This window comes from Alkalinema sp. FACHB-956, assembly GCF_014697025.1.
GTDB lineage: Bacteria > Cyanobacteriota > Cyanobacteriia > Leptolyngbyales > Leptolyngbyaceae > Alkalinema.
Map to the genome: position 1 here is coordinate 1 of NZ_JACJRC010000012.1, position 12,377 is coordinate 12,377.

8 protein-coding genes, 1 CRISPR repeat array and 1 riboswitch are annotated in these 12,377 nt (G+C 48.6%); of the genes, 3 read left to right on the plus strand and 5 right to left on the minus strand.

Translation table 11 applies throughout. The features are described 5' to 3' along the window. Window positions 1–167: 167 nt before the first annotated feature. Window positions 168–4,037: direct repeats of the CRISPR family, unit length 37 nt; unit sequence GTTCGAAAATGGCTGAAACCCTTTTAGGGATTGAAAC. A 103-nt stretch (window positions 4,038–4,140) separates the two neighbouring features. The 3 genes from H6G21_RS14060 (at window position 4,141) to H6G21_RS14070 (ending at window position 6,249) form a co-directional block, all read left to right on the plus strand. After that, window positions 4,141–4,365: a hypothetical protein gene (locus tag H6G21_RS14060; RefSeq protein WP_190574061.1), complete on the plus strand. Its 225-nt coding sequence runs from the start codon at window positions 4,141–4,143 to the stop codon at window positions 4,363–4,365. Beyond that, on the plus strand, window positions 4,350–4,574 hold the full coding sequence (locus H6G21_RS14065) for a hypothetical protein (protein WP_190574062.1): 225 nt from the start codon (window positions 4,350–4,352) through the stop codon (window positions 4,572–4,574). Before H6G21_RS14060 ends, H6G21_RS14065 begins: the two co-directional genes overlap by 16 nt. Window positions 4,575–5,133: 559 nt before the next feature. Continuing rightward, a complete protein-coding gene (locus tag H6G21_RS14070) occupies window positions 5,134–6,249 on the plus strand; it encodes a fatty acid desaturase (RefSeq protein WP_347278023.1) in 1,116 nt (371 codons plus the stop codon). A gap of 318 nt (window positions 6,250–6,567) precedes the next feature. Here H6G21_RS14070 and cobJ read toward each other — a convergent pair whose 3' ends face one another. The 5 genes from cobJ to cobG form a co-directional block, all read right to left on the minus strand. Further along, window positions 6,568–8,046 (minus strand): precorrin-3B C(17)-methyltransferase, encoded by a 1,479-nt coding sequence (cobJ, locus tag H6G21_RS14075; protein ID WP_190574064.1) that lies wholly within the window; start codon window positions 8,044–8,046, stop codon window positions 6,568–6,570. Between the two features lie 105 nt (window positions 8,047–8,151). Beyond that, a complete protein-coding gene (locus H6G21_RS14080) occupies window positions 8,152–8,841 on the minus strand; it encodes a Uma2 family endonuclease (protein ID WP_190574065.1) in 690 nt (229 codons plus the stop codon). 87 nt (window positions 8,842–8,928) lie between these two features. Continuing rightward, entirely contained in the window at window positions 8,929–9,642 is a 714-nt protein-coding gene (locus tag H6G21_RS14085; RefSeq protein WP_190574150.1) for a precorrin-2 C(20)-methyltransferase, read from the minus strand. Between the two features lie 50 nt (window positions 9,643–9,692). Next, entirely contained in the window at window positions 9,693–10,343 is a 651-nt protein-coding gene (locus H6G21_RS14090) for a precorrin-8X methylmutase (protein WP_190574066.1), read from the minus strand. Window positions 10,344–10,422: 79 nt separating this feature from the next. After that, on the minus strand, window positions 10,423–12,081 hold the full coding sequence (gene cobG / locus H6G21_RS14095; RefSeq protein ID WP_190574067.1) for a precorrin-3B synthase: 1,659 nt from the start codon (window positions 12,079–12,081) through the stop codon (window positions 10,423–10,425). A gap of 62 nt (window positions 12,082–12,143) precedes the next feature. Beyond that, a riboswitch (cobalamin riboswitch) is annotated at window positions 12,144–12,361 on the minus strand. Window positions 12,362–12,377 lie beyond the last annotated feature (16 nt).

The window sequence follows — 12,377 nt, forward strand, 5'->3', positions numbered from 1 at the left end:
TTCCGTTTTTCATGATGTCTTCGGAGCCACAGTTCGGACATCGGAGGAAGGCTGGGATAGATGACATGACTGAATCAATGAATCACGTCTCTCTATTTTCCTCCATCCTTTACAAAAGAACACTACCGAAACGCTTTCTGACGATCGATTGTTAGCCAGCTATATCCGTTCGAAAATGGCTGAAACCCTTTTAGGGATTGAAACATTGATGGCTCTTTTGTATTGGATGACATTATTTCTCGTTCGAAAATGGCTGAAACCCTTTTAGGGATTGAAACCCGCAAAACGGGCAGGGGAAGCGCTATCACAAGGGCCTCTGGTTCGAAAATGGCTGAAACCCTTTTAGGGATTGAAACAAGCAAGTCGCGATCGAGGGGATTAATCAGGAACGTTCGAAAATGGCTGAAACCCTTTTAGGGATTGAAACAGGTTCAACCGTAAAGCCCATCTCATCCCCAGCGGGTTCGAAAATGGCTGAAACCCTTTTAGGGATTGAAACGGGATTGCGTTGACGATCTCCAAATCGTATACAAACGTTCGAAAATGGCTGAAACCCTTTTAGGGATTGAAACGTAGCTAGGGAATATCGATTTGCAGATTTCAAGTTCGAAAATGGCTGAAACCCTTTTAGGGATTGAAACGGTCGCCACACGAAAGGCGCATGGGCACTGAGTCGTTCGAAAATGGCTGAAACCCTTTTAGGGATTGAAACGCAACCGGGTCAAGGACGGGGCATTTCTCCTAGGTTCGAAAATGGCTGAAACCCTTTTAGGGATTGAAACAAATCGAGCATCATCGGAGAGGGGCCGGTCTGGAACGTTCGAAAATGGCTGAAACCCTTTTAGGGATTGAAACCCCAAACTGTGCGCACACTTGTAGAGTCGGGGCGTGTTCGAAAATGGCTGAAACCCTTTTAGGGATTGAAACACAGTCTACCCGCACGGCAAAGTAACGGCAACCACCGTGTTCGAAAATGGCTGAAACCCTTTTAGGGATTGAAACCGACTGGCTATTAGAGCATTCGGGCGAGATGTTAAGTTCGAAAATGGCTGAAACCCTTTTAGGGATTGAAACCGGATCTCGTGGCGTTTCTGAGCCTCCAACGATCGCGAGGTTCGAAAATGGCTGAAACCCTTTTAGGGATTGAAACCCATGCCCCGGTGACTTTGGCCGTGGTTGCAGGCGGAGTTCGAAAATGGCTGAAACCCTTTTAGGGATTGAAACTTCTAGTCGTGCCCAGGTTGCGGCGGCATCCGCACGTTCGAAAATGGCTGAAACCCTTTTAGGGATTGAAACTCACCGTTCCTCAAGATGCCGTGGGACGGAGAGGGAGCCCTGTTCGAAAATGGCTGAAACCCTTTTAGGGATTGAAACCAGGAAGAAATCGAGGAAATGTTGGGACGGTGGAAGGAGTTCGAAAATGGCTGAAACCCTTTTAGGGATTGAAACTCAAACGAGCCCTCCCGATCGTCGAGGCCCATGGATACCGTTCGAAAATGGCTGAAACCCTTTTAGGGATTGAAACAAGGACGGAGCATTCCTCTTAGAGAAGAAATATGGGAGACGTTCGAAAATGGCTGAAACCCTTTTAGGGATTGAAACACACAAATGGAGCCATTGGCCTACGGAGATCCCAGCGTTCGAAAATGGCTGAAACCCTTTTAGGGATTGAAACCTGATAGCCAATGCCTGATTTGGCATGGGTGCCATGTTCGAAAATGGCTGAAACCCTTTTAGGGATTGAAACTTCGTTGGTTTTTTCAGTACGATAGGCTTGCCAATCTCATTCATGTTCGAAAATGGCTGAAACCCTTTTAGGGATTGAAACTCGAATGCGAAATTGACGACACCGACTGGATAAGTTCGAAAATGGCTGAAACCCTTTTAGGGATTGAAACTAGAAGCCTCGATCGAGGAACTGAAAAAGGCTCAGGAGTTCGAAAATGGCTGAAACCCTTTTAGGGATTGAAACTTGTAGGACGTTAGGGACGGCTTTGAGGAAACGTGCTCGTTCGAAAATGGCTGAAACCCTTTTAGGGATTGAAACGGCTTGCTCGAATTCTTCCAGCGTTTCCGCCGCCGCCAGTTCGAAAATGGCTGAAACCCTTTTAGGGATTGAAACAAGTGTCCATGTGTAGGCGTGGTCATAGGCTGGCCCCGTTCGAAAATGGCTGAAACCCTTTTAGGGATTGAAACCTCGATCGTGATTGTGGAGACACTCGGAGACTTAGCCGCCGGTTCGAAAATGGCTGAAACCCTTTTAGGGATTGAAACCTGGAACAGCAACGCAACACGATCGCGGCTAACCGTGCAGGTTCGAAAATGGCTGAAACCCTTTTAGGGATTGAAACGGAGAAGCAGAAATCGTTATTCCAGAAGCGGGCTGCGGTTCGAAAATGGCTGAAACCCTTTTAGGGATTGAAACGATTCAGGATAGTGCCTGAGACGCCAGGGACAAAGTTCGAAAATGGCTGAAACCCTTTTAGGGATTGAAACAGATTGACAAAAGCCCCAAGGAAGGGCTTGAAAGCGTTCGAAAATGGCTGAAACCCTTTTAGGGATTGAAACAGATTGACAAAAGCCCCAAGGAAGGGCTTGAAAGCCGTTCGAAAATGGCTGAAACCCTTTTAGGGATTGAAACTACCCAGAACAAAACCCTACGATCGAGGTAGCGTTCGAAAATGGCTGAAACCCTTTTAGGGATTGAAACACCCACTAATACCCCCGGCGTAAAGCCCTCCCTCGGTTCGAAAATGGCTGAAACCCTTTTAGGGATTGAAACAGTGTGGAATAGGTGATTTGTGGCTTGCGGAATTCGGTGGTTCGAAAATGGCTGAAACCCTTTTAGGGATTGAAACGTCTTTGCTCGATAAATTTGCCGCGTATTGAATTTCGAGTTCGAAAATGGCTGAAACCCTTTTAGGGATTGAAACCTTCTGAACAGACCCCACTCTATCGATAGGGTGGGGTTGTTCGAAAATGGCTGAAACCCTTTTAGGGATTGAAACAGCCTTAATCAGCGTGTTGTTGGCTACAATCTCACGTTCGAAAATGGCTGAAACCCTTTTAGGGATTGAAACACTCGTTCCGCCATCCATGGATAGGCACGCTCACCGACGTTCGAAAATGGCTGAAACCCTTTTAGGGATTGAAACACGGTAGAACGGCCCTAAACCCATTGCCTTGAGTGTTCGAAAATGGCTGAAACCCTTTTAGGGATTGAAACTACTTATATCATTGTGCTAGCACTTTGATGCACATAAGTTCGAAAATGGCTGAAACCCTTTTAGGGATTGAAACATCGCCACAAACGGGGCAAAGGTAATAGCCTTTCTGTTCGAAAATGGCTGAAACCCTTTTAGGGATTGAAACAACCTTGGGTGGGAGTGGAGATAGTAATAGTAGGCACGAGTTCGAAAATGGCTGAAACCCTTTTAGGGATTGAAACTAAAAATCCCCCTAAAGTGCCTGACGGAATCGAACCGCGTTCGAAAATGGCTGAAACCCTTTTAGGGATTGAAACGCGCCTCGCCCTCGACCCAATCCCCCATCACGGGTTCGAAAATGGCTGAAACCCTTTTAGGGATTGAAACGGCACACCCAACAGCCAGCGAGAACAAAAGGGGGGGTTCGAAAATGGCTGAAACCCTTTTAGGGATTGAAACGCAACTGAGCTTGAATTCTAGCGAACTCGTGCAGCCTGTCGTTCGAAAATGGCTGAAACCCTTTTAGGGATTGAAACTGAATGTGGGTGATCTGAACCTCGAATCTAAAGAGGTTCGAAAATGGCTGAAACCCTTTTAGGGATTGAAACTTCTGCGCCGTGGCCTCATTCAGCTTGCTACCAGCGCTAAGTTCGAAAATGGCTGAAACCCTTTTAGGGATTGAAACTTCATCATCTGGATCGGTCGGTGTTGCATTCCAATGTTCGAAAATGGCTGAAACCCTTTTAGGGATTGAAACCCAAACCCACCCAAACCCTATAACCCACCCAAACCGAGTTCGAAAATGGCTGAAACCCTTTTAGGGATTGAAACAGAACCGTTATACTCTGGGACTATTAACAGATGGGTTAGGAGGCACTGACAATGATCATGCATACCTGTCCAAGTTGTGGGCCCAAAAAAATCAGTCGCAATAATGGTCACCCGGCATAGCAAACAAAATTATTACTGTTGGGACTATGGTCGTCAGTTTGTCCTCGATCCCGCCTGGAAAGCCATTACCTCACAACAATATGGACTGATTGAGCAGATGCTACTCGATCTCGTCTCCTTAGCGGGGATTGCCTGCATTCTGCAAATTTCTGAAGACACCGACAACGTTAGGTCAACGTCAAAGCTGCCGTTATGCCCCAACCAGTAGAGGTGAGTGAGGCCCCCCAAAAGCACCAGAATGTGCAGATGGATGAGTTGTGGTCATTGGTTGATGATAAAGGCAATGAGCAATGGGTTTGGTGGGCGATCGATGCTCAAACGCACGTGATTATAGATGTCAAGGTGGGTGACTGGAGTGCGGTATCGGTTCAAGTGTGGGACTTTCATGCTCCCTGTATTTTGTCAATTCCACCTTAATGGTAGCCCTACTTCAGCCAAAGGCTACTAGATCCATGTTCTGCTATAGACCACCAATGCAACCAGCGTCATTCGTTGATTAGGGCTGGTTAGGTAACTGGCACAATCTGTTCATCCAGGAACATCTATTACCGATAGGACATCCTGCAGGAAAGCGATTTCTTGCACAAGGACGCGGTATGGTGGTGTGTGACGTCGTCATTACCAATACGGAGTTGTAGATTGGTGCAGTTTTACGTACCTGGTCACGGCTCTTAATACGGTAATTCTGCGTCAATATTGTATGAAGATATATGCATGCCCACAGGAGGAGCCCTAGCCAGTCTATGACAGCAGAAGGTTATGTAAGTAACTCAATCAGCATTCGTGTAGCATCTTTGAACGAGAGTAGCTTAGCATCTCGGAGCGAGAATTGCCTAGCTACCACTGATCCCGATTTATCACTGAACTGAGACCCATTATGCTCAAGCATGATCAGAATTGTACTGAACAAATTTCTACTTCACTTCATCCATTGATAAAACAGGAAGCTTCCGGGGATTTACACCCACCCGAAACCATTAAAAAATCTGATTTTGTCTTGACTCCGTACATCAAGAGTAGCAATCTAAGGGCAACGTACCAAATTCTCAATACCGTTGTTCCTTATGTTTTGTTATGGGTTTTGGCTATCCAAGCAGCCTCCATCTCCCTGTGGCTTCTACCTCCAATCATCATCCTACTAATTCTTTTTTCGTTACGCTGTTTCTCATTGATGCATGATTGCGGACATTACTCCCTCTTTCGGTCAAAAACCATGAACCGGATTATGGGATTTCTGCTAGGGGTGATCAATGCCATGCCCCAGTATGGCTGGTCAAGGGATCATGCCTATCATCACAAAACCAATGGCGACTGGGAGCGGTATCGGGGTGTTGCCGATTTCCTATCGACCGAGGAATTTGCTCAACTTGATCCCTTTAATCAGCGGTTGTATGAAGTCCTGAGAAAGCCACTGATGGGCATTCCGGGCGGCTTTTTCTATCTCGTGATCAAGCCTCGGATGGCGCTAATTTTAGGCATTTACGATTTCATTCTTCATGTATTGACTGATCTCAAGCAAGGGTTGCAGTTTAACCTAGCGCAAACCATCTCGACCCATCAGTCAAAACACTGGCACACCGCAACGGAATTTTGGGATCTGCTATTCAACAACATTTGTGTGGTTGGGGGCTGGATTTTTCTAAGCCATCTCTGGGGAGCGGGCTTATTTTGGAGCATTTACTCCATTACGCTCAGTTGCTCGGCGATGATTTTCATCTGGGTCTTTTTTGTCCAGCATATTTTTGAGGGTAGCTACGCCCATAAAACAGAAGGCTGGGATTACGTTTTAGGAGCCGTTAAGGGCAGCAGTTACCTAGACTTACCCGCCATTCTCAGATGGTTTACCGCAGACATCGGCTATCACAATATCCATCATCTTTCCGAAAGAATTCCCAATTACCATCTCGCCGCTTGTCATCGTGAAAATAGTCATTTGCTGACAGATGTGAAGACACTTCGCCTAGGCGATTTGCTGGACTGCGCCCAATACCTTTTGTGGGATGCAGATGCAAACCGCTTAGTGACGATCTCGTCCTGGCGGCAATCAACTGAGATGATGGCTCATGCAGCAACCCATCGCAATAACGGATGAGAAACGGATGGGAAACAGAGCATTAATCCGGTATACACATTGAAAATTGAGATTTAATCGCAGGGAAGTCATCCCTCAATTTCTGGAACCAGCCAGCCATGGGTCAATTGCGAACTCCATGGGGGTGTTCGGTCTTCTCCAGGATTGAGGGATTTTTAGTGCGCTGAGCCAGAAGAAAATCAGTTGCAGCCGCGATCGTGAGCGTAAAGATGACAATCAAAAACTCAATCACACTTGCACCATCACACCATTCATCATTCAATTTTTAAAGACATTTTTGATTCAGATTCAAGAGTGTCATGTTTAATAGCGTCATGTTTAATAGTGTCGTGGAGTGTATACCCATTGTGTTCCCTGACACTGTTGAACAATGCGAGTTTTACTCGAACCAATCAAGATTACAGTGCGCATATCGGCATCTTCGATCGCTAACTGTTCCAGTGCTTTCACCGTTATCGTTTGTCCAGGTCGGCCCAAATTACGGGCCAGCACGATCGGTGTTTGAGGCGATCGCCACTGCAACAAAATCTCTTTTGCTTTTTCGAGTTGCCAGGTCCGCTGCTGAGAGACGGGATTGTAAAAGGCGATCGCAAAATCCGCTTGGGCAGCGGCGGCAATCCGTTGAGCAATCACCTCCCAAGGTTTGAGAATATCGGAAAGGGAAATGGTGCAAAAATCATGGCCCAGCGGTGCACCGACCTGAGCAGCCGCAGCTTGCATCGCCGAAATTCCAGGACATACCTGAATTTCAACCGACTGCCACTCGGGTTTTAGCTCCCGCTCCAGCACTTCAAAAACAGCGGCGGCCATTGCATAAATGCCCGGATCGCCCGATGACACGATCGCCACCGTTCGCCCAGTAGCCGCTAAATCTAAGGCAGCACGGGCGCGATCGAGTTCTACCCGATTATCGGATTCATGGCGGATTGTGTGAGGTTGCCGCAACGGTTCTGCCAAATTCAGATAGGTTTTGTAGCCCACCCAATCGGTCGCAGATTGCAGAATTTCCTTCACTTCGGGAGTCATCCAGTCAGAAGAGCCGGGGCCTGTACCGACGATCGTCAGCTTGCCTTGGGGGGGATGGGAGGTGGGAGGTGGAGAGTAGGGGGTGGATTCTAGGTCAGACTGGTATACTAAACAATTTTGACTGGGGGTTTCTATGGGCTCAGTGCTATTCTTCGGCACAATTTGAATAGTTAGAATTGGCGAGGGGGGAGTTGATTTATTTTTGCCAGTCCCGACATTTCCAATCTCTTGCACAATCGGTAAACGACTTTGCTCTAGCCAAGGGGCTGTCCCAATCAATTTGACCGTTGCGCCTGCTAGTAAATTGGCAATAAAGGTTTTGGCATCATCGGGATTCACCAACTGGTAGCCGGGAGGGGGGGATAGCAGTGCCGTTTGAAAGCGGAGTTCCCCAGTGGTGGTAATGGCAGGCGCGACTTGCAAAACATCTGCAATCCGACGCGCTAGGGAATTCACGCCTTGCAAGCCACCCAGTAAGGGCACCACCGCACTGCCATCTTCCGCGATCGCCAGTACCGGCGGTTCTTGCCATTTATTCGTCAGCAGGGGGGCGATCGTGCGAATCATAATCCCCGCTGCACAAATTCCGATGATGGAAGTCCCCGATCGAAACAATTCCCGAACCGTATCACCAAAGTTTTCATAGGTCACGTCTACCGCTTGAGTCCGATTGGCTAAACCGTAGATTACGGCTTCAGGAATTGCAGTTTGGATCTGACGGGCAACGGGAATGCTGGCTTCTCCCAAAATCACGATCGCGAGTGGATTCATCTTACTGAGACTTTTGATTGTGCTAGTAATTGCAGATATGATTGCACTAGAATCTGACTAGTAATTACGCTGGGAATTGTGCTAGTAAGTGTATTAGTTAGCAATCTATTGTTCCATTATTTTTTGAACGAATGCTGTATGGTTTTCCGAATGAATTCCCCGCTGTAGGGTCGCTAAAACTTGTTGCATATTGCCTTGTAGCATTGCGGGTACCTCCAACCACAATCCCGGAAAAACCTGGCTGCAAATCACACCCTGTGGGTTCGGTTGCAGCGCAACATAGTCCCCATTTTCCAAAATGAACCAATCGATTTTCTGGTCAAATACCTGCCAGACAATATACTCCTGGATGCCATTACGGCGATAGGCGCGTTTCTTATCTCCTAAGTCAATGCTGACACTGCTAGCAGCAATTTCAGCAACCAGTTCCGGTGCGCCTTCCAAGTAGCCGTCATCCCCTAACACTGAGCGTCCACCACTGGCTTGACTAATGCGCAAAACACCATCCGGTTGCGGTTCATTATCAATGTCTAACCGTACCGTTGGCTCAATTCCCATTTCCACCTGAGGGGTGGCAGCTTGATATACCCCTAACCAAGTAATTAAACGTCCGTGGGGTTCAGCATGGGGTCTAAAGCGCAATGGAGATGCCATGTAAACCACGCCTTCAATCAATTCAGCTTTTTTAACTTCTGGCATGGCGTTGTAACGACGTTCAAATTCGAGGCGTGTTAGGCGATCGCCATTTTCCAGAGGGGGCAATTGAGAGGGGATGAAGGCAGGAGTAGAAGTCATGACGGGGGTGGGAGAGTAGGGGAGTGGGGAGTGGGGGGTGGGAGAGTAGGGAGTGGGAAATAGGTGGGTAATCTATTATTAGCAGGTTTATTGGGGTTGGGTTTTGCTGGGAATCAGAATGAGCGACCAGTAGGGAACTTCGGTGGGGTCAATCTCGGTTATCGCGACGATGCGCTGGTTGGGTTGGGTGGCGCGTTCGATATAGAGGGCCCGATCGAGTAATCCAAGGTCATCGAGAATGGCGCGGACTTTGGCAAAATGTCTGCCCAATTTAATAATGACTGCTGCATCAGCGACGGCCAAGCGATCGTGCAACGTCTCTGCATCCAACGTTGCGGGCATAATGCTCAAGACATCATTGCGGAACGTAATGGGCACCCCCAGCATGGCGGCACTGGCCATCGTGGATGAAATACCGGGCACAACTTCGGTGGGAAATCGCTGCGCCAACCGCTGAAAGAGATACATAAACGTGCCGTATAACATCGGTTCTCCTTCGCAGAGCACCGCGACATCTCGCCCAGCACTCAAATGTTCAGCAATTTTCTCCGCGGCAATGTCGTAATAGGGTTGCGACGATCGCTCCACACTAAAGGGCAAGGGCATGGGAATTTCAATCTGGTCGGGACGAATGAAATCTGTCACGATCGCCCGTGCCAACACTTTGCCATTCTCCAAGGTAGGATAGGCAATCACAGGAACGGAGGTCAAAATTCGGTGAGCTTTCAGCGTCAGCAGTTCGGGGTCGCCGGGGCCGATGCCTAAACCGTAGAGTTTGCCGAGGGCGGGGGCTGTGGACATAGAGTCACCCGTTTCAATGGTCGATACTTCGTTACCCAGATGAGTTGTCGTCATAGCTCGTTCTCCTTTGCTAAGGCATTGATAGCGGCAGCGGCGATCGCACTTCCCCCCCGCCGACCGTGTAACGTGATGAAGGGGACACCTCGACTATTGGCAGCGAGTTCTGCTTTTGATTCAGCAGCCCCCACAAATCCAACCGGAAACCCCAGAATGACCGCAGGTTTGGGAAATCCTTCATCTAACAGTTCCAATAGATAAAACAATGCCGTTGGAGCATTGCCAATGGCAACAACAGCATTTTCCAGAGGCGATCGCCCAGCATTGCCACCAGCCGATCGCCACAGTTCAATTGCAGCTGCCGATCGTGTATTGTTGATACGGTTGGCAATCTCGACCACTTTCGGATCATTGAGGGTACAAATCACCTCATTATTAGCGGGTAATCGCTTGCGGGTAACGCCATTGGCAACCATTTGTGAGTCGCAGAAAATGGGCGCACCTGCCGCTAGCGCCTCACGTCCGGCTTTGACTGCATCCGGTGAAGCAGCGAGATCTGACACAATATCCGTCATGCCACAGGAATGGATCAGCCGCACAGCAACATGCGCTAGGTCATCGGATAATTGATCCAAATCAGCTTCTGCACGAATGATAGAAAACGATTTGCGATAGATGTCATCACCGTTACGAATATAGTCCATAGAGAAAGGCAGTAAGGGATTAGAGTCAGTAGCCAAACGAGGCAATCGAGAAATTTGAGTGTTTTATTACTTCATCACTTTAGTGTTTTATTTCTTGATGATTAGCGTTCCTATCCTCACGGCTAAAATTGTCAATTAGACTTGTCCTTGAAAATTTACTAACAAATTCTCCAAATGATTCATGGGGGGTTGCTCGGTGTTGTTTATAGAGCTTCATTAGTTGTTCGATCGTTGATGGCAGTTCCGATGCAGTCACATCACAGAGATGATATTGAGTCGCTTTTTGCTCCAAGGGATCCTGGGCAGAACCTCCTCCATGACTGTTTACACCGTTGATATAGAGCTGATATCCTTCAACGATCTCGGCCCCTGGCTGATTGCCATCATCCTGGGTTGGAAGCCCTGTTCCCATCAGTAGAATGTCAGCCGGACTGGGCTGGGCGCAGGACTTTGGACACCCTGTCAGATGAATATTGACGGGAGACTCTAGCACCAGGTTCTGATTGAGGTGGTTGGCCAAGGCGATCGCGTGGGCTTGAGTCTGCGTTTCGGCAGCAGCACAGCCGGGTTTTCCAGCACAGGCCACGATCGCGGTAGCCACTTGGTTTTCTGAAATCACTAAGCCCAACGCCGAGAGCGCTCGCACGACCTCCGCCACCTGTGCATCAGGAATGTCCGGCAACACCATCGTTTGCCAAGGCGTCAATCGCAACTGGCAACTCCCAAAGGTTTCGGACAGATCCACCACGCCGCGCAATTGCGTTGCCGTGAGTTGCCCTAACCGTAGAGGAATGCCGATGTAAGACAACCCGGATTGTCGTTGGGGATGTATCCCTAAATGCGCATAGGGCTGAGTTGGAGACAGGGATGGCGCAGCGATCGCGGGCTGGAGGGGATGCGGAAGATAGTGATTCACCTGCTGGAGATAGCGCTCCACACCCCAGTCTTGCAACAGATGTTTCATGCGGGGCTTTTTCGGCAAACGAGGAGACTGCTGGACATACTCCAGATACACTTTTGCCAACGCAGCGACAACTGCAACACAGTCATCCGGTGCAACCAAAACCTGAGTCTCCCAAAGTTGCTTATCTCCCCCCAGTGACAACCGGAAGCAGATAGGCTTAGCTTGGGTATCGGGAATCGCTAGACATTCCCCATGTCCCACACTCCACGCCCCAAGGCCCTCTTTGCCATCTCCTACAACCGCCGAAAGCTGAATCTCATTGTAACGATGCTCCCAAGGAATGCTCGATCGGGTGCCAATGCCAACGGTACCGCCCCCGTCAATGCCAATGCTGAACTTAGCAGATAAGTCAGCCAGTTCTGAATGACTTTGAATAGCCTCATCCAATGCTCGCACCAATGGACGAGTATCGATCAATTCCTGGACATCAATTCCCGCTGTGGGGCTAGTCATCACATTCCGGAGATGGTCGATGCGGGGATTGTGAGCGGCTAGACCCAGCGTCTGTAGCGTCTCAAGGGCTTCAACCGTCGGGGAGGTTTGCACAGAACGAATTTGCACATTGGCTCGATTGGTCACCTGGATCCCGTGGCTGCCCCATTGTTCTGCCAACGTTTGTTCTGCCAGCGTTTGTTCTGCCAGCGTTGCGATCGCGCGTCCTTGCTGATGATTCAATAACCCACCCGGTGTACGAATACGAATTAAAAATCCATCTTGGGCAGAGGTGCCATAGAATAACCCTGGACAAACATTCGGTTCAATCAGCCAAGCCATAGTATCCTCCTGCTCTGTGCAACGCAGAGACTCAACAGGTTAGCGTTCCTTCAGAAGCAGATCCTGGGGAACAAGCTTGAGGCTGGCATTCTGACTCGATTAATCTTGAACGTGTAATTTTGAATTTTAGATTGAGTGGCTTGAAATCCAATCTAAAATCTAAAATCGCCAATCTAGAATCATATTACAGTTGCGGCACAGTACCGGAATCTCACCGGACTTCCCCAGCATCAAGCTAAGGTAGCCTATCACATAGGCAGCCCAAAACTGAAATTCTCCAATCTTTCTTAAAGCGA